We start from the raw sequence: 24,972 nt of genomic DNA, 5'->3' as shown, positions 1-24,972 counted from the left end.
GCTTCGATAGACGCGGTAACCCGGCCACCCCAGAATCTTCGTCCACTCACTGTCGCTCATCCCGCCGAGCGTACCGCCAAACCGCTACTCTGGAATCCAGTAAATCCACGAGTTTTTCAGATTCCTGCGCAGAGCCGTAAAAACTTTTCTGCGGCACGCCGAGCAGGAGCCGATAGTAGCCAACAAGCGACGGCTTCGCTTCAAGCACGGCGGGAACCGGAAACAGGAATTCGTCGCGCAGTCCTGCCGCCGCAAGCGCCTTTTGCGCCCCCGGCGGTACGCACTTTCCAATTTGTTCCTTAACTACGGTCTGCTCTAGTTGGCCAAGCGCATCCGTTAGCGCGTCCATGAACCACCGCTTACGCGCGCCAAGCAGCAACTGATAAAACTGCACTTGCCGCGCGGGGCCGGGCGGATTCAGCGCGACGACTTCACGAACTTTCGTATGCTTTGCCTTCGCAGTCACAGGCTGCCGCGCTACTCACATTTCATGGACCTACGGAATATCAGCCAATAGCAGTGCTGCCGCCTGCTGTGGTGGGCAGTCTTCCATTTTGGGTCGATGATCGGCCCTTTGCGAATTTTTACGATGCAATCGCACGGCAGGAAACCAACCTCGCGCGCCGCGTTGATTAGCTCAAGGTGCGCCCACTGATAGCGGTGATGGTGCACGTAATCGGTTATCTTGCAAAACAGCACGCCTTCGTCCTTCAGCACACGGTAGGCTTCGCGCAGGAATGGCGGGAATGTGTGTGTAAACGTGTAATGGTTTTCTTTCGACGAGCGCACCACTAAGCCGAACCGCGTATTGAAATCCTTTTTGTTGTCCTTGCCCTGATTCGGAATGTGCGGTGGGTCATAGACCACGACGTCGAAAGCGCCATCCCCGAACGGCATCTTGGTGTTGTCCGCCACCAAATCCGGCTTGTGGCGCGGGTCAATATCAATGCCGAAGACTGGCCGCGTGCTGCCTCTCCAAAACCGACCGCCGTTTACAGTGGCGTCCAGAATCTGTTTTGGTGTACCACGGGGATAAAATTGCAGCAAGCGTTCGAGAAGCTCTGCATCTTCGCCGTACCAAACAGATGGCAAGGGATCGTAGCGCGGGTGCTCTTGTGTCTTGCCCTCGATCGGCTTCTCTGCGCGCGGGGCTTGAAACACAGTGTCCATCTGACCCTGCATGCCCTCTTGTACACTCTTGATGGCTATCCCCACACTGTGAATTCTTTGAAAAAGTGGTGCTGTACTGTGGATTTCTCGTTCCATCGAGTCTGATCGTACCGCAAGACACGAAGAAAAAGCGAATATAATCAGCTCGCGTAATGCCCTGAGTAACCGTATTTTGGGTCGAATTCCAATTTGGTATGTGGCGGGTTCACCCCCTCCAACTTGCTATGCTTAGAATTGGGACCATGCCGCTCCTGCCCGCCGCGCCCGCAAGTACTGCGTCTTCCACGAGGCCGCCCACGCCATGCGCCCCGACTACGCCGTCCGCCTCCTCCAACTCGGCCTCTTCCAGGTCACGCGGGCGCTCGACGACCACGCCCTCGTGCCGCCCTTAAGCTCCACGCCCTGCAGATCGCCGCCTCCAACCTCAATCGCCTGCACCAGGAAACTCAGGACCTCACCAAAACCGACGACCTCGCTGACCAGAAATCCATGCTGAAGGCGATGCTCGAACAATTGCAATGCCCCGAAGAAGACACTGAACAGCCATCCGCGCCCACCTTGACAATCCAGTCCTGTGCCGCCGAGGACAATCCAATCGAAGCAGACGCCACATTGGTTCGCCCCAACACCGGACTACGGACTACCGGCTACGGACTACCCGCCCGTCACCACCAACTCCCGGTGGTTACTGAAACTGAAACTGTTTTGACGGAGGCTTTTAGAAAAACCGGAACCTTGTCTTCTTTTCTACCGGCAGCAGCGGCGCCATGCGGTCGCTGCATCCCGGGCACATGCCATTTTCTTTCAGGTCAATCCACTCCACGGCGTGCGAGGCGGCCATGGCGCAGCGGTAGTCATCGCAATGGCGCAGGTCAAGGGTGTGTCCGAGTTCGTGCACGGCTTCTTTCATCAGGCGCTGGCGCGATAAATGTTCATCCGCAGGCAGGCCGTAAAACTCCTGCTGCAAACGATGGGTGGAGACGACGGCCGCCGGGCCGCCCATCTGCGCTTCGCCGAAAACAAAGGTGAGAATCGGAATATAGAGATCGTGGCCGGTTACGCCCAGCAGGCGCCAGCACTCCGCGCCAAGGAATCCGTGCATGCGGGCGAGCAGTTCGGTGGAATGATATTGCTGGCGCTCGGCGTGGTAGGCGAACTGGGGATCGAGTCCGGGCTGCAGGATGTCCCAGGCGACATGGAACTGCTGCGCGATCCGGGGCCCGACCTGCTCGAGCGCGCGCAGATCGATATCCCCGATCGGCAGCAACTGCAGCAGCTTCATTTTTCCGCGCCGGCCGTGGCCGCCAACCCGTTCCTGCTCCAGCCATATTTCTTGAGCTTGTTGTGCAGGGTGACGCGATCAATGTCCAAAACCTCGGCGGTGCGCGTCTGGTTGCCGCCGCACTCCTGGAGCACGTGCAGGATGTGCGCCTTCTCGATGTCCTCCAGCGTCTTGCCCTCGGCGCCGTTGGCGGTACGCGGCTTGAGAATGAAGTCCTGCTCGCGCAGTTCCGGCTCCTGCGCCACCACCATGGCGCGCTCGACGGCGTTTTCCAGTTCGCGCACGTTGCCCGGCCAGGCGTACTGCTGGAGCTGGTACATGGCGGAGGGCGCGACGCGCGTGATGCGCTTGTTCATGGCCTGCGAGAACTTGTGTACGAAATGTTCCACCAGCAGCGGTATGTCTTCCTTGCGGTTGCGCAGCGGCGGCAGTTCGATGCGGAAAACATTGAGGCGATAGAAAAGGTCGGGGCGGAAGGCGCCCTCCTCGATCAACTGCTCCAGGTTTTTATTGGTCGCCGCGATGCAGCGAAAGTCCACCTTGATGGGCTGGTTGCCGCCAACGCGCACGATCTCGCGCTCCTGCAATACGCGCAGCAGGTCGGTCTGGGTCTTGAGGCTGATGTCGCCGATCTCATCGAGAAACACGGTGCCGCCCTCGGCGATTTCGAACTTGCCCTTCTTGCGGTATTGCGCGCCGGTGAAGGCGCCCTTTTCGTGGCCGAAGAGTTCGCTTTCCAGCAGGCTTTCGGTCAAGGCGCCGCAGTGAATGGCGACCATGGGCTGAAACTTGCGCGGGCTGCCGCCGTGAATCGCTCGCGCGACGATTTCTTTCCCGGTCCCGCTTTCGCCGGTGATGAGCACGGTGGCATCGGTGGGCGCGACGGTCTCGATGGCGTCAAACACCTTCTGCATCGCACTGCCTTGCCCGACCAGGTCCGGCGGGCGCTGCACTTCGGCGACGGTCTCGCGCAGGCGCACGTTTTCCTGCTGCACCTTGCGATGGGAAAGCGCTTTCTGCACCGTGTGGGCGATGTCGTCGGGATCGAGCGGTTTGGTGACGTAGTCGTAGGCGCCATTCTTCAGCGCCGCTACCGCCGTCTCCACCGAGGCGTAGCCGGTCATAATGATGACGATCAGCTCAGGGTCAATTTCCCGCAGACGGCGCTGCAACTCGATGCCGTCGGTACCGCGCATCTTGATGTCCACCAGCGCCAGGTCCCAACGGCTTTCGGCCATGAGGGCAAGCGCGTCCTGCGCGCCCTCGGCGGCGCCGATGTCGTAGCCTTCCTCGCGGAACCATTTGCCCAGCGAGTCGCGCACGCTGAACTCGTCGTCCACGATCAGCAGTTTGCCCTTGCTTGCTTCCAAAATGTCACCTCTTCAGCGACGGATCCGAATGGCCCGCCTCTTGCGCCGTGCCAGCCTCGCTGGGCGTGGTCTGGCCGCCAACCGCATCCACCGGCAAGAAAATGTAAAAGGTCGTACCGCGCCCCGGCTGCGATTCCACCTCGATGACCCCGCCGTGGCGCTCGACAATGGTCTTGCTGATTGCCAGCCCAAGGCCCACTCCCTTGCCGGTTTCCTTGGTAGTGAGAAAGGGCTCGAACAAGCGCGGCAGCAGGTCGGGCGGAATGCCGACGCCGTCGTCGCGTACCTGGACCTCGATTTGCCGGCTCTGGGGCAGGGAACGAGTGCGCACCATGAGGATGCCGCCGCGGGGCATGGCGTCGATGGCGTTCATGACCAGCGCCAGCAACACCTGCTCCACCTGGTTCGGATCGCAATGCAGGGTGGGCAGGTCCTGCGCCAATTCGAGCTGCAACTGCACGTTACCGAGGTCGAGCTGGTGCTGGACCAGGCGGATACTGCGGTCCACCAGTTGGTTGACGTCGGCCCACTCCAGGTTCATCGGCGCGGTGCGGGAAAACATGAGCAGGTTTTTGACCAGGTCGCCGCAGCGCTTGCTTTCCGATTCGACCAAGTCGAGGCACTCGCGGATCTCGGTGCGCTTCTGCTCGTTACCCTCGACCTTCTGCACCCATTTCTTGAGCAGCTTGGCGTAGGTCAGGATGCCGGAGAGCGGGTTGTTGATTTCGTGCGCCACCACCGCGGCCATCTTGCCGATGGACGCCATCTTTTCCACCTGTACGACGTGCTCGTGGGCGCGCTTCAGCTCGTTGGTCTTGTCCTCGACGCGCGTCTCCAGGGTACGCGCCCAGGAGGTGATCTCCTCGTTGGCGGCGCGCAGCTGCAGGCTCATGATGTTGAAGGAATGCGCGAGGTCTCCGAGTTCGTCGGAGGACTCAACGGCGATCTGGTAGCCGAGGTCGCCGCGCGCTAACTCTTCCGTGCCGCGTTTCAGGATCTGCACCGGACGATGCACGAGCCGTAGCACGAACACCCCCGTCAGCACCGAGATCAGGATCACCGCCAGCACCGTGTAAACCAGCATCATGCGCGTGCTTTCGGCGAGGCTGGCGTCGGCCTTGGCAAGCGAGAGGTTGGCATCGAGCACGCCGAGAATTTTCTGGCTCGGCGGATGCGCATGGCAGGCAGCGTTGGAGCACGCGGGCTCGTTCTCAATGGGGTTGATGATGCCCAGCACGCGTCCCGAGCCGTTGGCGCGATAAATGCGGAAACGGTCGGGACGGTTCAGCTTGGCGAGCGGCTGCGCCTGCGCGTGGCAGGCGTAGCAGGCTTCCGCGCGCTTATCGACCGAGTGATTGACCTCGCTGGGATTGGTGGAGAACCCGATCTTCCCCTCCTTGTCGAAGATGCGGATTTTCACGATCCCAGGCTCGCGTGCCATGGTCGTGATGGTCTGGTAGAGGGCCTCGCGATCGTTGCGCAACATGTAATACGAAGTGCTGCGCCTGATCACGTCGCTCACCCGCTCGGCGCTGGTGAGCGTGGCCGCCTCCAGGTGCTGGCGATGGAGGCGGATGTTGGCGTAGCCGAGCAGCGCAAAGATGACCACCATCGCCGCAAAAATCAGGGCGATGAGTTTGGCACTCAGGCTGCGGCCATGGCGTTTCCACTCCGCATCCGGGTCCGGGGAATCAGGCGGGGACCCAGACTTCGGGTCCCACCCGAGTCGAGAGTCCGTCGTCGGTCGTCGACCGTCTTCAGTCGGCATTCTGCATCACCACCACCGGCGCAGCCGCCTTTTGTGCGGCCGGGTCCGGTTCCGCTGCAGGCTCCTCCGGGAAAATTGGCAGGTACTTGGCGGCCATGCCGAAGATGGCGAATCCGGCGCCGACCATCGCCGCCGTCACCGCCACCTCCGTCCACCTTGGGACGTAGCGCACTCCGGCGGATGCCTCCATGCCGGTGACCGCCACGTTCAGGCGGTTGGTCACAAAGCCGAGCAGCGTGATCACCGACGCCAGGTACAGGCCGCCCGGCGTTTCGCGAACCTTGCGGAACGACAGCAGGACGATCGGGATCACCAACGCCAGCGCGATTTCCAGCAGGAAGAGATTGCGCTCGTAGCCGGCGACCAGCACCTGCTTGAGCACGCCGCGGTGGATGAGGTCCTCCACCCGCAGCACCGAGTAGACGATCAGCACCACCATCAGCGCGCGGCCCAGGTCCTTCAGAATGTGAAGCTCCAGTTGACGCCCGAAATGTTTGGCGCTCATGGAGGATTCGAAGATCGTCATCGCCAGCCCGACCGCGATCGCCGACAGGAAGAAGAAGGCCGGCAGCAGCGGCGTGTACCAGAACGGGTGCAGCTTGGTGGGCACGATCAGGTACACCGAGCCCAGCGAGGACTGGTGCAGGGTGGAGAAAATCACGCCCGCAATGACGATGGGGATCAATGCCTTGCGGATGTACTTGAGCGGCTTCTGCAGATTGAAGCGCTCCAGCACGATCGGCGAAAACTCCAGCGCCAGCACGGTGGTGTAGCACATCACACACCAGCCTACCTCGAACATGACCGAGTGCGGGTTCCACATGATGAGCGGGTGCCAGATGTTGTAGGGGCGGCCCAGATCCACCAACAGGGCGACCGAAACCAGCATGTAGCCCAGAAAGGCGGTGAGCACGGTCGGGCGCACGATCGGGTGCAGCCGCTTGATGTTGAAGATGTGCACCGCGCCGGTGAGGGTGAAGCCGCCGGCAGCCAGCATCACGCCGCAGAGCACGTCGAAGCCGACCCAGATGCCCCAGGGGAACTGGTCGGTCAGATTGGTCGAGGGCCCGAGGCCGAGGACGAAGCGGTACACCGTGGCGTACGCGCCGGCGGCCAGCACGAAATATAGCACCAGCTTCCAGAAGCTGAACCACTTAATGCTCGGCATTTTCATTTCGTGCCCCCTTTCTTCTCTCCGCCTTCCGCTTTGGCGACTTCCTCGCGGCGATGCGTGATCCACCAGATCCCGCCCAGCATCGAGCCCCAGAGGGGAACGAAGTCGGGAATGCGGGACTGCACGGCAAAAGTCCGGTTGGGCAGCGGGTCGGTCGGGAAATCGGTGCGATAGCCGAACTCCTCGAAGGAAACGCTGGAAAGCAGCAGCACGCTGGTGCCGCCTACTTCGTTTTCGCCGTAGATGTGGTCCACGTACTTGCCCGGGTTGTCGCGCAGGCGCTGGCGCGCTTCGGCCAGCAATTCGCCACGCTCGCCGAACTTGGTAGCGCCGGTAGGACAAGCTTCGGCGCATGCCGTCTGCTGGCCGGACAACACGCGGTCGGAGCACATGGTGCACTTCTGTACCTTGGGGTTGACGCTGTTCCACTCGTAACGGGGAACACCGAAGGGGCACGCCAGCATGCAGTAGCGGCAGCCCATGCAGCGGCTGGCCTCGTAGATCACGGGGCCGGCGGAGGTCTTGCGCAGCGCCGCCACCGGGCACACCGAGGCGCACGCGGGATCGTTGCAGTTCATGCACAGGCGGCGCATGAACTTATCGTCCTTGGCGAGCACGACGGTGAACTTATGCTCCGACTGCCGCGTCTCGGCGGCCACTTTGTCGTCATAGGGAAGCTTGTTTTTATCGGCGCACGCCTGCTCGCACTGCTTGCAGCCGATGCACAACGTGGCGTCATATAAAAGTGCCTTGCTCATGAAATTCTCCGGGAAAGGATCGACATGCTGGAGCGGGTTCGCCGGCTGACGCGGAGGATGAGCCCCGCCTTGGCGGCGAAATCGGAGGAATGAATGTGGGAGTGAATGTAAAACCGCGGGAAGGGTGATTGTGGAACGAACGTTCGGATGATTGCAGAACGGGGGACCAGGTTTGGCAACTGGCCCCTCGCCTCTGGCTCGGGCCCTTTTGTCGCGGCCGCAACCTCGGGGTTGCGGGTCAGCCGTGATGCGGCTGAACTTTTCACGCCACCTTCGGTTCTGCCGGGTGGTTACCGGCCATCCATGCGCAGCAGGTTCGCCGCTGGGTCCTTTGCTTCTACTTCAAGGTTGCCAGGTAATCGCCAATGGCCTTGGTCTGCGCTTCATTGAGGGACTTCTTCGCCGCAGCGTGCTTGGGGTTCTCCTTCGCCATCGCTTTGGTCACGTCGGCCGCCGTCTTGCCCTTCACCGCCGGGGCCTTCATGGCGGGCTTACCGGCCGCATCCGGTCCATGGCACATCGCACACTTCGCCTTGTACAGCGCCGCGCCGTCTTCCGCCGCCCACGACAGGTTCGGCAGGGCGATGAACAGCACGATGGCGATCGCCAGCACCAGAATCGTCAGTTTGTACGTCTTCATTATTGCCAGTCTCCTTGGAGTCGGTCTCACAACATTCAGGATCGCTGTCCTTTACAGATGAAATTTTCAGCCCTTACCAAGTGGCCAGACTGTGACCCCGCTCACAGGTGAGCGTGATATGTGTTGAGTTCTTCAACACTCTAGATGCCGGACGTAAGAAAGCAAAGCGATTGTAGCGGTATTCAACGGACGGTGGAGGCGATGAGGTTTTGTGCAGTCGCTGCCTTTGTGTTGCGGAATTCAGCGGCGCGGTCAGCCGGTCAGCCGATCAGATCTGCCGATTGTCTTCACAGCTGGCAATGATCTGCTTCCACAATTCATCCCGTCCGACACTGGTGCGCGCGGAAAACGGGGTAATGCGCCCCCCCTGGAAGTCGTTGTGCAGCCGCTGCAGAGCACGGGTGAGGGTGTTGCCTGACTGCCGGTCCGCCTTGGTGGCCACGATGACATGAGGCCGGCCGACATGCTGCAGCCATTCCACCAGTTGCTTATCGCTGTGCTGTGTCGGCACGTTGGCGTCCACCAGCACAACGCACAGTGCCAGCGCCTCGCGTGTTTTCAGGTAGGGTTCGATGAACTTGGGCCACTCGGCGGTCTGCTCGCGCGGCAGCTTGGCATAGCCATAGCCCGGGAGATCTGCGAACACCCACTCGGCATGCGGCTTGCCCGGCCGGCGCACTTCAAAAAAATTGATGGTGCGGGTGCGCCCCGGGGTGGAGCTGGTGTGCGCCATTTTTTCGCCGAGCAGGGAATTAATCAGGCTGGACTTCCCGACGTTGGAACGCCCCAGGAATGCGATCTCCGGCGGGCCGAGAGGCGGGAAGTGTGCTGCATCGGCCGCAGAGCGCAGGAATTTGGCGTTCACCTTCATCGCGACAGTTTCCAGTTTCTGGTGGCCAGTGCAAGTAGCGACTTTGGGTGCCATTTACAGCGGACGAGGGCCTATTGGTGCGCTGCCGGCTGGTCGCCCGTAGCCGTGGGCAACGGCAGCGTGGCAGCGTCCTCGGCCTCTTCCTCGACCTTGGGCAATGGCTTTTCCAGCGCGATGCGTAGCACGTCGTCCATGGTGTCCACAAAGTGCAGCTTCATCACATTGCGCAGGTTTTCTGGGATGTCGGGCAGGTCTTTCTCATTGTCCTTGGGCAGAATGGCTTCCATGATCCCAACACGGTGTGCGGCCAGCAGTTTTTCCTTCAACCCACCGATAGCCAGCACCTTGCCGCGCAGCGTGATCTCGCCGGTCATGGCGATGTCGCGCCGCACCGAGATTCGGCTCAGCGCACTGGCAATGGCGGTGGCGATGGTGATCCCGGCTGACGGGCCATCTTTCGGGATCGCGCCTTCGGGCACGTGCACGTGGATATCGATGTTGCGATAGAAGTCCCGCGGAAGCCCCAAATGGTGCGAGCGCGAGCGCACGTAGCTCATCGCCGCCTGCCCCGACTCCTGCATCACATCGCCCAGCTTGCCGGTGAGCAGCAGCTTGCCTTTGCCGTCCACCACGGTGGCCTCGGTCGCTAGGATTGATCCGCCGACCTCGGTCCACGCCAAGCCGGTGACCAGCCCAACCTCGCTGCGTTCGTGCGCCAGCGTATCGCGGAACTTGGTAACACCGAGGTACTCGCCCACGTTGTCGCCACTGACGGTGATGGTGAAATTCTTGTCCTTGACTACCCGGCGCGCGACCTTGCGACAGACGTTACCGATCTCGCGCTCCAAGTTGCGGACGCCCGCCTCGCGCGTGTAGCTGCGGATCATTGTGGTGATGGCGTCGTCGGTGAAAATGCAGGCCTGGTCGGTCAAGCCGGCCTGGCCGCGCTGCTTGCGCACCAGAAACTGCTTGGCGATCTCGATCTTTTCGTCCTCCGTGTAGCCGTGCAGGCGAAGCACTTCCATGCGGTCCAGCAGCGCCGGCGGAACGGTGTGCAGCACGTTGGCGGTGGCGATGAAGAACACCTGCGACAGGTCGTATTCCACGTCGAGGTAGTGGTCTACGAACATGTAATTCTGTTCCGGGTCGAGGACTTCGAGCAGGGCGGCCGAGGGGTCGCCGCGGAAGTCCATGGACATCTTCTCGACTTCATCCAGCATGACCACCGGGTTCTTGGTCCCGGCCTTCTTCATCATCTGGATAATCTGTCCCGGCAGGGCGCCGATGTAGGTGCGGCGATGGCCCCTGATTTCGGCCTCGTCGCGCACTCCGCCCAGCGACATGCGGACGAACTTGCGCCCCGTGGCCTTGGCAATGGACATGCCCAGCGAAGTCTTGCCCACTCCCGGCGGCCCGACGAAGCACAGGATCGAGCCCTTGGGGTTTTTCACCAACTGGCGCACGGCGAGAAACTCCAGGATGCGCTCCTTGATTTTCTCCAGCCCATAATGATCTTCGTTCAAAACCTTTTCCGCGCGCTCGATGTTGCGGATTTCCTTGGACCGCTTCTTCCACGGCACCGCCAGCAACCAATCCAGGTAATTGCGCGAGACCGTGGACTCGGCCGACATCGGCGGCATGGCCTCCAGCTTCTTCAGCTCCTGCATCGCCTTGTCGTGCACGTCCTTGGGCATGCCGGCGGCGTCGATCTTCTTCTTGAGCTCGTCCCACTCGCTCTTCTCACCGCGGCCCAGCTCTTTCTGGATGGCCTTGATCTTTTCGTTGAGGTAGTACTCTTTCTGCGCGCGTTCCATCTGCCGCTTCACCCGCGACTGGATGGTGCGGTCCATGTTGAGCTTCTCGATTTCGATCTCCAGCACGTCGGCAATCCGCGTCAGGCGCTCGGCGGGATCGAAAATCTCCAGCAGTTCCTGCTTCTCTTCAATGGAAAGCTGCAGGTTGGCCGCGATGGTGTCGGTCAGCTTGGCCGGATCCTCCATGCGCACGGCGGCGATCATGGTCTCGTAGTTCAGCGACTGGCAGAGCTTGACGTACTGTTCAAACAAAGTGGTGACCCGCTGCATCGCAGTTTCCAGCGTGGGTGAGGGCTCGATCGCGTACTTGGCGGTGCGGATGGTGGCCTCGAGATAGCCGACCGCATCGGCGACCTGCAGAATCTTGCCGCGCTCCAGCCCCTCGACCAGCACCTTGATGTTGCCGTCGGGTAGCTTGAGTGACTGCACGATGTTGACCACCGTGCCCACCTGGTAGAGCTCGTTGGGCTTGGGCTCGTCCACGCTGGCGTCATGCTGCGTCGCCAGAAAGATCTTCTTGTCCGCCGCCAGCGCCTCTTCCAGGGCGCGCACGCTGGATTCTCGTCCGACAACGAACGGGGTCATCATGAAGGGGAAGATCACGACGTCCCGTATGGGCATCATGGGCAGCTTGCGCGTCTCGAACTTTTCCTTGGTCTGGTTCACCTGGTCCGCCTCGTCTTAGTTCCCGCGCTCAAAAACACCGACACCTACTCGCCAGCCCTAAAGCGCGATAGATTTTCATTATAAACGGTCGGACGGTTACACCGGTTGCTGAGAAGAGTTCTCCGTGGATTTAGTTCCGTCGCCGGTTGCATCCACCGGGTATGGGTGGTGAGCGCCCTCATTTAAGTCCGCTGACCACGTACAGTTGCGAGATGGACGGCATGTACGAATAGGCGTAGTACTTCAGGTCCGGGGTGACGACGAGCGAAAAATCCGGCGCCAGCCCGGTGCGGTCCGACGGCGCAAGCTGCTTCCACAGCGATCGTTTTCCCGTCGTCACATCCACCAGGTACACGGCCAACGGCCACTGTCCACGGCGCGCCACCAGCAGCCTGCCGCCGCCGGCGAAGCGCACCGGCAGCTCTCCTTTCTCGGCTCCGCGCAGCTCACCCAGATCTTTGCCGGTGGCTTCAAAAAGATGGATCTTGTCTGCCGCTGCAGGGATCGCAGCAGTGCGATCGCCGCCGGCGGTGATGGCAAACTGCCGGTCCGCAAGCGCCGGCGTGACCGCCCGCAAAGCGTTACCCCGGGGGCTCTGCAAATAAACCTTAAGGTCCCCCCCGGGCTTGACGCCCACGAACGCGAAGATGCCGCCGTTCGCCGACCACCAGCTGTTTGCCACCGGCTGCGTGGCCACGAAATCGCCTTTCGGAATTTCCACCGGCTGCCCCGCGCCTGTGGGGAGCAAAGTCAGGCTGCCGTCCAGCGCTTCCGCCAATGCCCATTTCCCGTCCGGCGAGAGCGATACCGCCCAGCCGGATCCCAGGCGCGCCGCCGGCGAACCATCGGTTCGCCGCAAGTAAACGTTGAATGAGGCCGAGCCGGTTTCGGTAAACAAGAACGAACGCCCATCCGGCGAGAGGTCGTTGGGGTCGGTACCGTCGAGCCAGGCATAAGGATGTTCCACCGCATCGCCGGCGAACACTCCGGCCAAGTGGCTGGTCCAGTCCTCGGTCGAAAGTAGGACCCGCCCATCGGCGGCGATGTCGTGCAGCCGTATGGTGGTCCCGAATTCCGATACTTTTCGCACCCGCCCGCGGAGGCTGACCGCGTACAGCGCCGTTGACCACCCCGTTGCGGTGGTGGAGGCCCCGTACCAGATTTCATTCCCCGATGGCGACCACGCCAGACCTTCCACGCTGGCGTATACCGGCGTAAGGCGCTTGATCGTGCCGCCCTCGTCCACCACCGCGATTCCGCCGAAATCGCTGCTCTGGTTGTTGTAGTCCACGATCGCGACACGCTTGCCGTCAGGCGCGATCCGGGGGTAGCCGATCATCCCTGCCGTGCTGTACAGCACGTGTCCGGCGGGGTACTCGAGACGGAACTTGCCCGCGCGGTCGTTAACCACAACCGCGAGCTTCGTTCCGTCGCTCGACCAATCGGCGAACCTGACGTTCTCCAGCAGTTCGCGTGGTGCGCCGCCGGCCATCGGGACTTCGGCCAGAGTGCCTTCGCAAAACGCAAACAACAGCTTGCTGCAGTTCACCACCATGGCGATCCTGCCGGTACTGGAGACCGCACTCAATGCTCCGGGCGGAAGTCCCAGCGCTCGGAATTCCGGGCTGCCGATCTGGCTGGTTTGTATCTGCAGAGGGTCGGTTTCCCATGCCGCGCCGTAGACGACCGTCTTGCCATCGGGCGCGAAGCGCGCCCCGAAAATCGTGCCGCGGCGGTAGGTGATCTGTTGGAACGTGGCCACCGTACCGGGTGCAAGACGCGAATCGACGATAGAAACAACTGCTGCAAATACAATTAGTACCGCAATAATACTCAAGTAACGCTTCCATGACTTGTCGGGCCCGACGGGCGCCATCGGCTGGCTGTCGCTGCCACTCACCGCCTCCAGCGCAAAACCGAGGTCCTTGGCTGACTGGAAGCGCTGCTGCGGGTTTTTCTCTATGCAGCGCCGCACCACGCGCTCGACGGATCGCGAAACCAGCGGCGGCAATTCCGGCGCCTCGGCGTTCAGGACCGCGTGCATTACCTCGACAGCCGTCTCGCCGGGGAAGGCGCGCCGGCCGGCCAGCATCTCGTACAAAACCGCGCCGGCGTTGAAGATGTCGGCGCGCGCGTCCACCTCCTGGCCGCGCACTTGCTCCGGCGACATGTAGCCGGCGGTGCCTAGCACTGTGCCGGGCTGCGTCAGCGAAGCGGAAACCGTGACAGAGTCCACCGCGGCAGAAGCGGCGGGCTTCTGCTTGGCCAAGCCAAAGTCCAGGATCTTCACCCGCTCGTCCCTGCCGACAAAAATGTTTTCCGGCTTGAGGTCGCGATGCACGATGCCCTTGTCGTGCGCCGCCGCCAGCCCGTTGGCAATCTGGATGGCGTACTCGATCGCCTGCCGCTGCGGCAGCGCGCCGCGTTGCATGACGCCGCGCAGGGTCTGGCCTTCGAGCAGTTCGGTGACCATGTACTTCGTGCCGCCCTGCTCACCGATGTCGTACACCGCGAGAATGTTGGGATGGTTCAGCGCCGCCACCGCGCGCGCTTCCTGCTCGAAGCGGCTCATGCGGACGGGATCATCGGCAACAGCGCTCGGCAGGACCTTGATCGCAACCTCACGCCCCAGACGCGGGTCGCGCGCGCGATACACCTCGCCCATGCCGCCTGCTCCAAGCGTGCCGCTGATTTCATACGGTCCCAGTTTTGTGCCGGAAGGTAAGCCCATCGTGTCCCGTGAGAGCGGATTGTAGACGGAATCGAGCCGTGGCGGGAAGTACAAGGGATCGCTGCGGTTCAGCCCGTTATCCTGACTTCCAACGCGCCCGTGTTGTTAGGCATGATGCGCAGCGCGTAGAGCAGTGCGCCCAGCGCCATGAACGGCAGGAACATCCAGTATTTTCGCCGCACCATGGCCAGCACGCGGCCGCGCTCGGCGGGATCGGACAGGAATCGCGCCTTGCCTTCGAAGGTCTCGCTGCCGACCTTCAAGATCACCAGCGGCGTCTTCTGCACGTTCTTCACCCAGTTCCGATTCCGGTTGGCGGTGGCGAGCCAGATCTTTTCGCCATCAACGATGAACCATATCGTGACCTGGTAAGGCTGGCCGGTTTTGCGGCCGTAATGGGTGAGCCGCAACGTCTGCCGGCCGGCGATCTTCTGCAACCGATCTGCCAGCGCGCTCGCCACGAAAGACTCCTTTCCTTTTGTTGTCCACATTGTAATAGTCAATGCGGCCTCGCTTCGCCTCATCTAAACTACCCTGTGGTGCGCGCCGGGCCTGCATGGAAACCCGTACTGGTACAACTCGCAGGGCATGGCTGCTGGCGGCCGCTATCGTGTTTGCCGCGGCATCGGTGCTCTACAGTGCCGCCTGGATGTACTACATGCGCCAGGCGCCGCCGCAAGCGTCCGTCGAGTTGGGCTTTGAGAATGATTACCGTCGCGATCCCGGCTGTGACCTGATTACCTCGGTTGTGCCCGGAAGCCCCGCCGAGAGCGCCGGCCTGAAGCCGAACGATTGCATTGTGGCGGTCAATGGCAGCAGCCTGTCAGCTTCGCGCGAACCGGAGACGGCAGTCTGGCTGGCGTCGCGGCCCGGCGATACGGTTGAATTGACCGTTCAACGCCCCGGCGAACCGCGTCCGCGTGTGCTGCACGGCACCTTTCGGGCACGCGTAGGTTCCCGACCCACCAGCTACCTGCGCCTGGTTTCCTGGCTGGACCAGATTACCTCCTCGTTCCCGGTTTTCTTCCTGGTGGTCTTCCTGCCCGTGCTGTTCATGCGTCTGGAGGACCGCAACGCCTGGCTGCTGGCGCTGTTGTTCAGCGCTTTTGTGGGGGCGCCGAGCGTGCCCGACATGGTAAGCATCCCGGCGCTGCTGCGCAGCTACATGTACGCGTACCGAGCCATCTTCGACGCCTTGATCGGCGCCATGTTCTACCTGTTTTTTGCCGTATTTCCGGCGCGGTCGCCGATTGATCGCCGTTTACCCTGGTTGAAATGGGCATTGCTCGTTCCCGCGGTCGTGATTGGCATCGAGGGGGTGCGCTACGGTGACCCGCGCGTCCCGGCCTTCATTGCCAACCTGCTGGGAGAACGGGGCGCCAACAGCGCCCGCCTGGTTTATCTGTACGCATCCGTTGTTCTGGGCTTGATTGCGCTGGCCGCCACCGCCCGCTCAGAACCCAGCCCGGAAGTCCGGCGCAAGATACGCGTCCTGCTGTGGGGGGCGGTGGTGGGCATCGCGCCCGCGCTGATCGTCAGAAGCGCACAGGACTTCGCCCGCTGGCAGCCTCCATTTTGGTTGAACTTGGCGTACACGCTGGTGTTGTTCCTGTTTCCCCTCTCTTTTGTCTACGCTGTCGTCAAGCACCGCGTGCTCGATATCCCCGTGCTGTTGAAACGCAGCGCGCGTTACCTGGTGGTCGAGCGCGGTTTCGTCGTGCTGCTGGTCGCATTCGCGGTGACAGCGACCATCCTGCTGGCCAATGCCTTTTCCGCGCGCTTTGCTGGCGGCGCGAAGGCTGCCATCCCCGTCGGCGCGACTTTCGGCGTGCTGCTGATCTCCGCCGGCACCGAGGTCCATCGCCGCGTCCGCAAGCGCCTCGATCATGCTTTTTTCCGCAACGCCTACGACGCGCAGCAGATCCTCGAAGAGCTTGCTGTCCGTACCCTGGCGGTCACCAATCGCCAGGACCTGGCCGCATTGCTCGAGCGCCACATGCGCGACGCGCTCCATCCGCAGTCGCTCGCCGTGTACCTGCAGATGCCCGATCGCCGCATGGTCGCGCACGCGGGTGCCGCCGCCCGCGAGATCGCGCCGGAGATTGCGCACCTGGCGTCGTCCGACGACAGCACGCAACCGATCGATCTTGAACCGGACACGCCCGGCGCCGATTCGCTGGGGGTGCCGCGCGCCGAATGTCTGGTGCCCATCCGCGGCTCCGCTGCCGGCGATCTGCAAGGGCTGGCGGTTCTCGGCCCCAGGCTTTCCGAGGAACCATATTCCAGCAGCGACAAGCGTCTGCTCGCCTCGGTGGCGACGCAGGCCGGCATCGCCATGCGCAGCATCGCCATGGCCGAGAAGATGGCGGAGCGGATGGAGGCCGAGCGCCGTGCCGCCCAGGAAATGGAAATCGCGCGCCAGGTCCAGGCCAAGCTTTTGCCGCAGCAGGCGCCCGCGCTGGCGACACTCGATTGTGCCGGCAATTGCATCCAGACGCGCGCCGTCGGCGGCGACTACTACGACTTTCTCGATCTTGGCGCCGGCCGCCTCGGGCTGGTGCTCGCCGATATTTCCGGCAAAGGCATTTCCGCCGCGCTGCTGATGGCGAACCTGCAGGCCAACCTGCGCAGCCAGTACGCGCTCGCCCTCGAAGACATCCCCCGCCTGCTGCGCTCCGTGAACCACCTCTTCTACAAGAACACCGAAACCCAGCACTACGCGACCGCCTTCTTCGCCGTTTACGACGAGGAGACGCGCACCCTGCGCTACGTCAACTGCGGGCACAACGCGCCCATGCTGCTGCGCGCCAGCGGCGAAGCGGAGCGCCTGGAGGGGACCGCCACTGTGCTCGGCCTCTTCGAACAGTGGGATTGCGAGGTGGGACAGCGCCGCCTGTTTCCCGGCGATGTCCTGGCGATTTACACCGACGGCGTCACCGAGTCGGTCGGCGCCGGCGATGAGGAGTACGGCGAGGGCCGCTTGCTGCGCACGCTGGAGGCCAACCGCAGCCGCTCCGCCCGCGAACTGATGGACGCGGTTATCGCCGACGTGCAAGGTTTCAGCATCGGCGAGCAAGCCGACGATCTCACGCTGGTGGTCACGCGAGTATTTTGAACTCGGGCGCAAGGCTCGAAACGCAACGCTGAACGCCGTGTGCTTCGTGATCCTTGCACCCGAACTCAGAGCTAGCAGCTAACAACTAACAACCGCTTCTCGTTCACTTCACCCTTTCGGCGAAAATCAGCATGTAGCCATCGGGATCGTTGATGGCGAACTCGCGCATCCCGTAGAACTCGGTGTGGAGCGCGATGGCGAGTTTCACTCCGCGCGCCTCGATCTTCTTCGCCAGATCGTCCACGCCCTCCACCTCGACGTAGAGTGAAATCCCGCCGCCAAGCGGACCTTTTGCCAGCGGCCCTTCCGCCGGGCGCGCGTTCAGATACACCTCGACTCCGCCGCGCTTCATGTCCACGAAGATGAACGGGCCCGTGCCGGGCGGCACGGTCTGCGCGGTTTCGAACTCCAGCACGTCGCGGTAGAACTGCTGGCTGCGCGCGACGTCGCCGACGATGATGTTGGGTACGGCTCTCTTCCACATGGCATTCACCTCGCGATGGGGTTGGTTGGGGTTGGACTGCGCGGCGGCCACAATAGCGCCGACCAGCGTGGCACACCACAGCATACGAAACAGCATAGTTGGATTCATCCTTGTCTCCTCTTCGTCAGTGTGGCGGGTGCCATCACCCATTGCGGAGGCGGAACCGGGCACACACTGACGTGGTGCTCGCATTTCCTCCGTCCGCGATCTTGCGAGGAGAATCGCAGGTAGAGCCCCTGGTTGACTGTCGGTCGGGACTCGCGAGGTGCGGCGCAAAATTAGCACAGTGCAAGCGAACGGTTCAACTATTTTGGGACGAATCGCGCGGCCGCCCATCTTCCCACGCCTTCGCCCATCGTGTGCGGCTTGCACCGGCGCTCCGCTCGCCCTAAACTTGCACGTTTCCTTGAGGCGACCATGAAGCTCTATCGCGCAAGAGTATTTTTCGTTGTCCTGCTCTTCACCGCGCTCGCTTACGCGCAATCCGCACCTGCGCCGCCGCAATCCATCATCAAGCCCGCCGACAACCTGGTGGCCGAGGGCATTCCGCCGATTCCCGCTTCCATCGCCGAGCAGGCCGGCCGCTACACCGAAGTGCGCAGCGCCAGCGTCGCCGACTGGCACCCCGCGCGCCGCGAATTGCTGGTCCTCACCCGCTTCGGCGACACCAACCAGGTGCACGTGCTCGGAATGCCGGCCGGCGCGCGCACGCAGCTCACCTTCTTTCCCGACCGCGTTTTCGGCGCCCGCTTCGAGCCGGCCAAGGGCGACTATTTTATCTTTCTGAAAGACGTCGGCGGCGGCGAATGGTTCCAGATTTACCGTTACGACATGGCCTCCGGCGACATCACCCTGCTGACCGACGGCAAGTCACGCAACCTGGGCCCGGTCTTTTCCCACGCTGGCGACCGTCTGGTGTACACCTCCACCCGACGCACCAACCGGGACACCGACGTGTGGATCATGAATCCGCGTGACCCGAAATCCGACCACATGCTGCTGCAACTTCAGGGTGGGGGATGGCAGCCGGTCGCATGGTCCTTCGACGACAAGCAACTCCTGCTGCTAGAGGATATCTCCGCCAACGAGAGCTATCTCTGGCTGGTGGATGTTGCCGCCGGGCAGAAAAAGCTGCTCACGCCCAAAGGCGGCGCCGAAAAGGTCTTCTACGGCGACGGCGCGTTCAGCAAGGATGGCCGCGGCCTCTACGTCACCACCGACAAGGATTCCGAGTTCCACCGCCTCGCCTATGTTGACCTCGCCTCCCTGCAACACACCTACCTGACCGCCGACATTCCCTGGGACATCGGCAATCTCGAGCTCAGCGAAGATGGCCGCACGCTCGCCTTCGTGTCCAATGAAAACGGCGCCAGCGTGCTCCACCTGATGGACACTGGCACGCGCAAGGCGAAGCTAGTTTCGAAGCTCCCACTAGGCGTGATCAATGGCGTGCGCTGGCACAAGAATGGCCACGATCTGGCATTCACTATGTCCTCGGCCCGCTCGCCCTCCGACGTTTATTCCCTGGATACGCAATCGCAGCCGATGCAGCTCACTAACTGGCCCGGCGAGACCGCCACCCTGATCACCCGCTGGACCTACAGCGAAACCGGCGGCCTGAACACGCAGAATTTCTCCGAGCCGCAGTTGATCCAGTGGCGCAGCTTCGACGGCCGCGAAATTTCCGGGTTCCTCTATCGTCCGCCGGCTCGCTTCACCGGCAAGCGCCCGGTCATGGTCAACATTCACGGCGGGCCGGAGGGCCAGTCGCGTCCCGGCTTCATCGGCAACAACAACTACTACATCAACGAGCTGGGCGTGGCCATGATCTTTCCCAACGTGCGCGGTTCCAGCGGCTACGGCAAGACCTTCCTCAAGTTCGACAACGGCATGAATCGCGACCACAGCTTCAAGGACATCAACGCCTTGCTGGACTGGATCGCGCAGCAGCCGGACCTGGACAGCAGCCGCGTCATGATCACCGGCGGCAGCTACGGCGGCCTGATGACATACGCGGTAGCCACCTTCTACAACGACCGCATCTGCTGCTCGCTGCCGGTGGTGGGCATCACCAGCCTGGTGACCTTCCTCGAGCATACCGAGTCCTACCGCCGCGACCTGCGCCGCGTCGAATACGGCGACGAGCGCGATCCCAAGATTCGCGACTACATGACGAAAATCGCCGCGTTCACCAATGCCGGAAACATCACCAAGCCGCTGTTCGCCGTGGTCGGCAAGAACGACCCGCGGGTGCCCTACACCGAGTCGGTGCAGATGGTGGAGAAGATCCGACGCAACGGCGCGCCCGTCTGGTTCCTGGTTGCCAACGACGAGGGCCACGGCTTCGCCAAGAAGAAGAACCAGCAGTTCCAGTTCTACGCGACCATCATGTTCGTGCGGAATTTCCTGCTCGGCGAGGGGGCGGCGAAAGCGGCAGGGAAGTGAGGCCGACGCCGAAGATGCGCTGGAGCAGTTTTCGTCATGGGACTCTTGCCGATACTCGCGAGAGCCCCACACGTGTTCCAATCTAGGACACGTTAATACAGGCGAGGATTGCCGAAGCGCAACAGCGAGGCGCGATACCAGGCGGACAGCCCATTTTGGGGTAAGGTGAAATTTTAAAACCACGACGCATCACAGACTTTTCCCACAACGTCGGGATAACCTCAATACGGGCATGTGCCATTCGGTTGCAGGGACTGGCTCGGCGCGGATGTCCAAACGTACTGGAGAGCAAAGGAGGTCAGCCATGCTCTCCCGCGTTCTGTTGTGTGTTGACGACCGCCCACAACTGTTGGAGTTTCGCAAAGCGACTCTCGAACCCCTCGGCTATTCCGTTGAGGTCGCTACGGACGGAAACAAAGCGATAAGGATGTTGGAAGACGTTGCGGTTGCCGCCGTTCTAATCGAGTACAAATCAGAAGGCATCGACGCAGAAGCGGTTGCTTTGCACATCAAACAACGGTTTCCAAACCAGCCAATAATCCTGCTGTCGGCGTACTCCGAATTGCCGGAGCGGGTTCTTTGGTTGGTGGATGAATACGTGATGAAAAGCGAACCGCTGGCCGGACTGGTGCAGGCGATCGAACGAGTAACGCGCCCTGCCGCGACCGGAGAAGCAAACAAGCAGAGAGTACGAGCGTGATGACCGGCAGATACAGCCCTCTCACGGCCCGTCGAGAAGGAGGCGGCGATGCCATTCCCACCGCAGACTCCTAGGGCGTTCACGACGACGAATGTGCAATCGCTCAACCCGAACCGTATGGGCTGCTATGGCCTGATGAAAATTGGTGAGTGGATCTACGTTGGTAAGGGGGACATCCGGGAACGGCTGTTGGCGCACTTGAACGGTGACAACCTCTGCATTGTGCGGCTTGGCCCTACCCACTGGGTCGACGTGGTTACCAGGGATTACGATGCTGAAGAAAAGCGCCTGATCCGCGAGTTGACGCCGACCTGCAATCAAACAGCGGGCTAACCGCAACGCATTGCAGCGCAGGCGAACTGACATCGGAATCGGATAGTCACGAACGCCCATTTCCATTCTGCCGAAGGTTGAGCCACTTGGCTCGTTTGACCGCCTGCTTTCCCCGCCTTATATTCAGTAGGTTGTCGTATTTTCAACTACTGAATTCTGTGCAGGGACGGCACATCGATTGAGCCCAGCCGAGACCAATACCGCCACCCGCCGCGAGGTCCAGGTCGAGATTCCGGCCGAGATCGTCACCCGCGAAACCGAAAACGTCATACAGAAGATGCAGAAGATGGCGCGCCTGCCGGGATTCCGCCGCGGAAAGGTACCGTCCACCGTCATCCGGCAGCGCTTCACCGAGGAGATCAAGAGCGAGGTTGTGGACGCGCTGGTCCCGAAGTACTTCCACCGGGAGGCGGAGAAGCAGAAGCTGGTGCCGGTGTCGCAGCCGCGGGTCACGGACTTGCACATCGAGGAGGGCGGGCCGCTGCGCTTCAAGGCATCGTTCGAGGTGCTCCCGGAAATCGAGGTCTCCGGCTATCAAGAGCTGCAGGTCGAGAAGCCGGATGTGGCGGTGACGGAGCAGGAGATCGAAGAGTCGCTCAACCGGCTGCGCGAGCAACAGGCGACGTACACCGCGATCGAGGACCGAGCGATCGAAAACGGCGATTACGCGCAGGTGTCGCTGGAGGGCTTGCCCAAAACTTCCGCCAGCGGGCCGAAGACGGGTTCTCCGACAACCTGCGCGGCGCGAAGCCGGGCGAGCAGCGGACGTTCGAGGTCTCGTATCCGGCGGATTTTTCCGACCAGCGGCTGGCCGGCAACACGTTTGAGTATGCGATGGCGGTGAAAGCGATCAAGCAGAAACACCTGCCGGAGCTGAACGACGACTTTGCCAAGGAGCTCGGCGATTTCAAGAGCCTGGACGAACTGAAGCAGAAGATCCGCGAGGGCCTGGAGCACGAAAAGCAGCACGCCGCCGAGCGCGAAGGGAAGGAAAAGATCCTCGACGAACTGGTGAAGCGGCACGACTTCCCGGTGCCCGAGGCTTTGGTCGATCGGCAGATTGACATCCGACTGGAGCGGGGGCTGCGGGCGCTGGCGGCGCAGGGCATGCGCTCCGAGGACATGAAGAAAATGGATTTCAACCGCCTGCGCGCCGGGCAGAAGGAGGCGGCCGAGCGCGAGGTGAAGGCGTCGCTGCTACTGGACAAGATCGCCGATGCGGAGAAGATCGAGATCAGCGACGAGGAGATCGAGAAAGAAGTGCAGGCGCTGGCGTCGCAGACAAAACAGTCGGCGGAGGCAGTCCGGGCGCGTTTGACGCGTGAGGGCGCGCTGGATAGAATCCGGAACCGACTGCGCAACGACAAAGCCCTCGATTTTCTATATCGCAGGCCCGCGTAACCGCCACCTACTTGGGACATCAACACGACTGTGTCCCACTCGAAGGAGCAATATTCATGCTAGTTCCCATGGTCATCGAGCAGACCGGCCGCGGCGAGCGCGCCTACGACATTTACTCGAGGTTGCTGCGCGACAACATCATTTTTATCGGGACGCCGATTGACGACAACGTCGCCAATCTGGTGATCGCGCAGTTGCTGTTCTTGGCGGCGGAGGACCCGGAGAAGGACATCCAGCTCTACATCAACTCGCCGGGCGGGTCGATCACCTCGGGGATGGCGATCTACGACACGATGCAGTACATCAAGCCGGACGTGATGACGATCTGCATCGGGCAGGCGGCGTCGATGGCGGCAGTGCTGCTGGCGGCGGGGGCGGCCAAGAAGCGGTTCGCGCTGCCCAACTCGCGCATCCTGATCCACCAGCCGCACATCATGGGTGGGCTCAGCGGGCAGGCGACCGACATCGACATCCACGCCCGCGAGATCCTGCGCATGCGGGAACTGCTGAACCAGATCATGGCCAAGCACACCGGTCAGATGTTGGAGAAGGTGGAAAAGGACGTGGAGCGCGACTTCATCATGAATGCTGAGCAGGGCAAGGAGTACGGCATCATCGATGACATCATCTACCGGCCGCGCTGAAGGGGTAGGCCATTCGGCACATGACTATGTGACTATCGTCACAAGACGATGTGTACCGAACGGGTGCACAATGGTCCCAGGGACGGCGCCTCCCACCGGCCGACCGGGCAACGGCGTGTTTCGAAATCGCGGTAAGATGGGGGTGGTTTCGGAGCCAGTTCAAGGAGCATGCCGGTGAAACCACGTTCAGGCACGGAGGACACGCTACGCTGCTCGTTCTGTCATAAATCCCAGGATGCAGTCGCGAAGCTGATTTCCTCGCCCAGCGATTACCCGCGGGCCTACATCTGCGACGAGTGCGTCGCGGTGTGCAACTCCATTCTGGAAGACGACCGCAGCGAGGCGCATACGGCGGCGGCGCCGGACCACCTGCCCAAACCCGCCGAGGTGAAGGCGTTCCTCGACCAGTACGTGATCGGTCAGGAGCAGACCAAGAAAAAGCTCGCGGTGGCGGTGTACAACCATTACAAGCGTATCCACATGAACCGGCAGCGCAACAGCGAGGTGGAGCTGGCGAAATCGAACATCCTGCTGATTGGGCCGACGGGAACCGGCAAGACGCTGCTGGCGCAAACGCTGGCGCGCATGCTCGACGTGCCCTTCGCCATCGTGGACGCCACCACGCTGACCGAAGCGGGCTACGTCGGCGAGGACGTGGAGAACATCATCCTGAAGCTGCTGCAGTCGGCCGACGGAGACGTGGGCCGCGCGCAGACTGGCATTATCTACATCGACGAGGTGGACAAGATCGGGCGCAAGGACGAGAACCCGTCCATCACGCGCGACGTGAGCGGCGAAGGCGTGCAGCAGGCGCTGCTGAAAATCCTGGAAGGAACGATCGCCAATGTGCCGCCGCAGGGCGGACGGAAACATCCGCACCAGGAATTCACGCCGGTGGACACTACCAACATCCTGTTCATCTGCGGCGGGGCGTTCGTCGGGCTGGAGAAAGTCGTGTCCCGTCGCGTGGGCAAGAAGAGCCTGGGGTTCAAGGCCGGGCAGCAGCAGGCCGATGCGCTGGCGACGCCGCAACGTCGCGACACCGCGTTGCTGCAGCAGTCCCAGCCGCAGGACCTCATCAAGTTCGGGCTGATCCCGGAATTCGTCGGACGCATGCCGGTGGTTGGCATCCTGGACGATTTGGACGAGGGCGCGCTGGTGGAGATTCTGACGCGGCCGCGCAACGCCATCAGCAAGCAGTACCAGCGGCTGTTCGAGTTTGAGAACGTGCGCCTGAAGTTCACCGACGACGCACTCCACGCTATCGCGCGCGAGGCGCTGAACCGCAAGGTGGGAGCGCGCGGGTTGCGCATGATCCTGGAAGAGCTGATGCTCGACCTCATGTATCACCTGCCGAGCCAGAAGCGGATCAAGGATTTCGAAGTCACGCGCGAGATGGTCGACAAGCACGACCTGGCAATCGCTCTGATGGAGAAGGCGGGATAGCGATTAGCAATTGGCGATTAGTCTAGACCATTTTCGTAGTTACTGTAGACCATAACTGCAATGGGCGAACCAGGCGGAGGCGTTCTCCGCCGTTACCGCCGCCAAGGCTTCGGCGACGGCAGACTCCAGAGCTTCCAAGGTACGGGCCTTGGCCGAGCGC

The 24,972-nt window shown here is 62.0% G+C and carries 22 protein-coding genes; 8 read left to right on the top strand and 14 right to left on the bottom strand.

What is annotated here, in order from left to right:
* Window positions 1–46: 46 nt before the first annotated feature.
* The 13 genes from LAN64_17775 to LAN64_17715 all read right to left on the bottom strand — a co-directional run bounded on the left by LAN64_17775 (window position 47) and on the right by LAN64_17715 (window position 14,705).
* A complete protein-coding gene (locus LAN64_17775; GenBank protein MBZ5569680.1) occupies window positions 47–349 on the bottom strand; it encodes an XcyI family restriction endonuclease in 303 nt (100 codons plus the stop codon).
* Window positions 350–477: 128 nt separating this feature from the next.
* Window positions 478–1,266: a class I SAM-dependent methyltransferase gene (locus tag LAN64_17770; protein MBZ5569679.1), complete on the bottom strand. Its 789-nt coding sequence runs from the start codon at window positions 1,264–1,266 to the stop codon at window positions 478–480.
* A gap of 216 nt (window positions 1,267–1,482) precedes the next feature.
* Entirely contained in the window at window positions 1,483–1,683 is a 201-nt protein-coding gene (locus tag LAN64_17765; GenBank protein ID MBZ5569678.1) for a hypothetical protein, read from the bottom strand.
* Window positions 1,684–1,888: 205 nt separating this feature from the next.
* Complete coding sequence (locus LAN64_17760) at window positions 1,889–2,452, bottom strand: archaemetzincin family Zn-dependent metalloprotease (protein ID MBZ5569677.1); 564 nt, start codon at window positions 2,450–2,452, stop codon at window positions 1,889–1,891.
* Complete coding sequence (locus LAN64_17755) at window positions 2,449–3,822, bottom strand: sigma-54 dependent transcriptional regulator (GenBank protein MBZ5569676.1); 1,374 nt, start codon at window positions 3,820–3,822, stop codon at window positions 2,449–2,451. Before LAN64_17755 ends, LAN64_17760 begins: the two co-directional genes overlap by 4 nt.
* Window positions 3,823–3,826: 4 nt before the next feature.
* The gene (locus LAN64_17750) at window positions 3,827–5,590 is read right to left on the bottom strand and encodes a HAMP domain-containing protein (GenBank protein ID MBZ5569675.1); all 1,764 of its coding nucleotides are present in this window, start codon (window positions 5,588–5,590) and stop codon (window positions 3,827–3,829) included.
* Entirely contained in the window at window positions 5,580–6,764 is a 1,185-nt protein-coding gene (gene hybB / locus LAN64_17745; protein MBZ5569674.1) for a Ni/Fe-hydrogenase cytochrome b subunit, read from the bottom strand. The genes LAN64_17750 and hybB overlap by 11 nt, the downstream gene beginning before the upstream one ends.
* Window positions 6,761–7,522 carry a 4Fe-4S dicluster domain-containing protein gene (locus LAN64_17740; protein ID MBZ5569673.1) on the bottom strand — a complete coding sequence of 254 codons (762 nt, stop codon included), beginning with the start codon at window positions 7,520–7,522 and terminating at the stop codon, window positions 6,761–6,763. Before LAN64_17740 ends, hybB begins: the two co-directional genes overlap by 4 nt.
* Before the next feature lie 337 nt (window positions 7,523–7,859).
* The gene (locus LAN64_17735; protein ID MBZ5569672.1) at window positions 7,860–8,162 is read right to left on the bottom strand and encodes a c-type cytochrome; all 303 of its coding nucleotides are present in this window, start codon (window positions 8,160–8,162) and stop codon (window positions 7,860–7,862) included.
* Between the two features lie 268 nt (window positions 8,163–8,430).
* On the bottom strand, window positions 8,431–9,033 hold the full coding sequence (gene yihA, locus LAN64_17730) for a ribosome biogenesis GTP-binding protein YihA/YsxC (protein MBZ5569671.1): 603 nt from the start codon (window positions 9,031–9,033) through the stop codon (window positions 8,431–8,433).
* 71 nt (window positions 9,034–9,104) lie between these two features.
* Window positions 9,105–11,471, bottom strand: a complete 2,367-nt coding sequence (gene lon, locus LAN64_17725) for an endopeptidase La (protein ID MBZ5569670.1) — start codon at window positions 11,469–11,471, stop codon at window positions 9,105–9,107.
* 220 nt (window positions 11,472–11,691) lie between these two features.
* Window positions 11,692–14,244 (bottom strand): protein kinase, encoded by a 2,553-nt coding sequence (locus LAN64_17720; protein ID MBZ5569669.1) that lies wholly within the window; start codon window positions 14,242–14,244, stop codon window positions 11,692–11,694.
* 68 nt (window positions 14,245–14,312) lie between these two features.
* Window positions 14,313–14,705 carry a nitroreductase family deazaflavin-dependent oxidoreductase gene (locus LAN64_17715; GenBank protein ID MBZ5569668.1) on the bottom strand — a complete coding sequence of 131 codons (393 nt, stop codon included), beginning with the start codon at window positions 14,703–14,705 and terminating at the stop codon, window positions 14,313–14,315.
* Between the two features lie 95 nt (window positions 14,706–14,800).
* Here LAN64_17715 and LAN64_17710 point away from each other — a divergent pair, with 95 nt between their 5' ends.
* Window positions 14,801–17,359 (top strand): SpoIIE family protein phosphatase, encoded by a 2,559-nt coding sequence (locus LAN64_17710; protein ID MBZ5569667.1) that lies wholly within the window; start codon window positions 14,801–14,803, stop codon window positions 17,357–17,359.
* A 103-nt stretch (window positions 17,360–17,462) separates the two neighbouring features.
* Here the strand turns inward: LAN64_17710 and LAN64_17705 are convergent, their stop codons facing one another.
* A complete protein-coding gene (locus LAN64_17705; protein MBZ5569666.1) occupies window positions 17,463–17,951 on the bottom strand; it encodes a VOC family protein in 489 nt (162 codons plus the stop codon).
* A gap of 309 nt (window positions 17,952–18,260) precedes the next feature.
* On the opposite strand from LAN64_17705, the gene LAN64_17700 reads away from it, so the two are divergent.
* The 7 genes from LAN64_17700 to clpX all read left to right on the top strand — a co-directional run bounded on the left by LAN64_17700 (window position 18,261) and on the right by clpX (window position 24,812).
* Window positions 18,261–20,288 (top strand): prolyl oligopeptidase family serine peptidase, encoded by a 2,028-nt coding sequence (locus LAN64_17700; GenBank protein ID MBZ5569665.1) that lies wholly within the window; start codon window positions 18,261–18,263, stop codon window positions 20,286–20,288.
* Between the two features lie 304 nt (window positions 20,289–20,592).
* On the top strand, window positions 20,593–20,988 hold the full coding sequence (locus tag LAN64_17695) for a response regulator (GenBank protein MBZ5569664.1): 396 nt from the start codon (window positions 20,593–20,595) through the stop codon (window positions 20,986–20,988).
* A gap of 48 nt (window positions 20,989–21,036) precedes the next feature.
* Window positions 21,037–21,321, top strand: a complete 285-nt coding sequence (locus LAN64_17690; GenBank protein ID MBZ5569663.1) for a hypothetical protein — start codon at window positions 21,037–21,039, stop codon at window positions 21,319–21,321.
* A gap of 178 nt (window positions 21,322–21,499) precedes the next feature.
* On the top strand, window positions 21,500–22,165 hold the full coding sequence (locus tag LAN64_17685; protein MBZ5569662.1) for a hypothetical protein: 666 nt from the start codon (window positions 21,500–21,502) through the stop codon (window positions 22,163–22,165).
* A complete protein-coding gene (locus tag LAN64_17680; protein MBZ5569661.1) occupies window positions 22,156–22,722 on the top strand; it encodes a hypothetical protein in 567 nt (188 codons plus the stop codon). The genes LAN64_17685 and LAN64_17680 overlap by 10 nt, the downstream gene beginning before the upstream one ends.
* 56 nt (window positions 22,723–22,778) lie before the next feature.
* Window positions 22,779–23,366, top strand: coding sequence for an ATP-dependent Clp endopeptidase proteolytic subunit ClpP (gene clpP / locus LAN64_17675; GenBank protein ID MBZ5569660.1), 588 nt, complete (start codon window positions 22,779–22,781; stop codon window positions 23,364–23,366).
* A 168-nt stretch (window positions 23,367–23,534) separates the two neighbouring features.
* Window positions 23,535–24,812, top strand: coding sequence for an ATP-dependent Clp protease ATP-binding subunit ClpX (clpX, locus tag LAN64_17670; GenBank protein ID MBZ5569659.1), 1,278 nt, complete (start codon window positions 23,535–23,537; stop codon window positions 24,810–24,812).
* Window positions 24,813–24,972 lie beyond the last annotated feature (160 nt).

The sequence above is a fragment of the Terriglobia bacterium genome, from assembly GCA_020073185.1.
In the GTDB taxonomy this organism is placed as follows: domain Bacteria; phylum Acidobacteriota; class Terriglobia; order Terriglobales; family Acidobacteriaceae; genus JAIQGF01.
Note: the sequence above shows the minus strand (reverse complement) of the source record. Positions and strands in the feature narration are given on the sequence as shown.

What these genes read in the sequence shown, in the direction of transcription:
- yihA (MBZ5569671.1), bottom strand. Translation starts at nt 9,033, where the DNA reads ATGAAGGTGAACGCCAAATTCCTGCGCTCTGCGGCCGATGCAGCACAC.
- LAN64_17735 (MBZ5569672.1), bottom strand. Translation starts at nt 8,162, where the DNA reads ATGAAGACGTACAAACTGACGATTCTGGTGCTGGCGATCGCCATCGTG.
- LAN64_17760 (MBZ5569677.1), bottom strand. Translation starts at nt 2,452, where the DNA reads ATGAAGCTGCTGCAGTTGCTGCCGATCGGGGATATCGATCTGCGCGCG.
- LAN64_17770 (MBZ5569679.1), bottom strand. Translation starts at nt 1,266, where the DNA reads ATGGAACGAGAAATCCACAGTACAGCACCACTTTTTCAAAGAATTCAC.
- clpX (MBZ5569659.1), top strand. Translation starts at nt 23,535, where the DNA reads ATGCCGGTGAAACCACGTTCAGGCACGGAGGACACGCTACGCTGCTCG.
- lon (MBZ5569670.1), bottom strand. Translation starts at nt 11,471, where the DNA reads ATGATGCCCATACGGGACGTCGTGATCTTCCCCTTCATGATGACCCCG.
- LAN64_17695 (MBZ5569664.1), top strand. Translation starts at nt 20,593, where the DNA reads ATGCTCTCCCGCGTTCTGTTGTGTGTTGACGACCGCCCACAACTGTTG.
- LAN64_17700 (MBZ5569665.1), top strand. Translation starts at nt 18,261, where the DNA reads ATGAAGCTCTATCGCGCAAGAGTATTTTTCGTTGTCCTGCTCTTCACC.
- LAN64_17710 (MBZ5569667.1), top strand. Translation starts at nt 14,801, where the DNA reads ATGGAAACCCGTACTGGTACAACTCGCAGGGCATGGCTGCTGGCGGCC.
- LAN64_17720 (MBZ5569669.1), bottom strand. Translation starts at nt 14,244, where the DNA reads ATGGGCTTACCTTCCGGCACAAAACTGGGACCGTATGAAATCAGCGGC.
- LAN64_17680 (MBZ5569661.1), top strand. Translation starts at nt 22,156, where the DNA reads ATGGCGGTGAAAGCGATCAAGCAGAAACACCTGCCGGAGCTGAACGAC.
- clpP (MBZ5569660.1), top strand. Translation starts at nt 22,779, where the DNA reads ATGCTAGTTCCCATGGTCATCGAGCAGACCGGCCGCGGCGAGCGCGCC.
- LAN64_17775 (MBZ5569680.1), bottom strand. Translation starts at nt 349, where the DNA reads ATGGACGCGCTAACGGATGCGCTTGGCCAACTAGAGCAGACCGTAGTT.
- LAN64_17740 (MBZ5569673.1), bottom strand. Translation starts at nt 7,522, where the DNA reads ATGAGCAAGGCACTTTTATATGACGCCACGTTGTGCATCGGCTGCAAG.
- LAN64_17705 (MBZ5569666.1), bottom strand. Translation starts at nt 17,951, where the DNA reads ATGAATCCAACTATGCTGTTTCGTATGCTGTGGTGTGCCACGCTGGTC.
- LAN64_17750 (MBZ5569675.1), bottom strand. Translation starts at nt 5,590, where the DNA reads ATGCCGACTGAAGACGGTCGACGACCGACGACGGACTCTCGACTCGGG.
- LAN64_17690 (MBZ5569663.1), top strand. Translation starts at nt 21,037, where the DNA reads ATGCCATTCCCACCGCAGACTCCTAGGGCGTTCACGACGACGAATGTG.
- hybB (MBZ5569674.1), bottom strand. Translation starts at nt 6,764, where the DNA reads ATGAAAATGCCGAGCATTAAGTGGTTCAGCTTCTGGAAGCTGGTGCTA.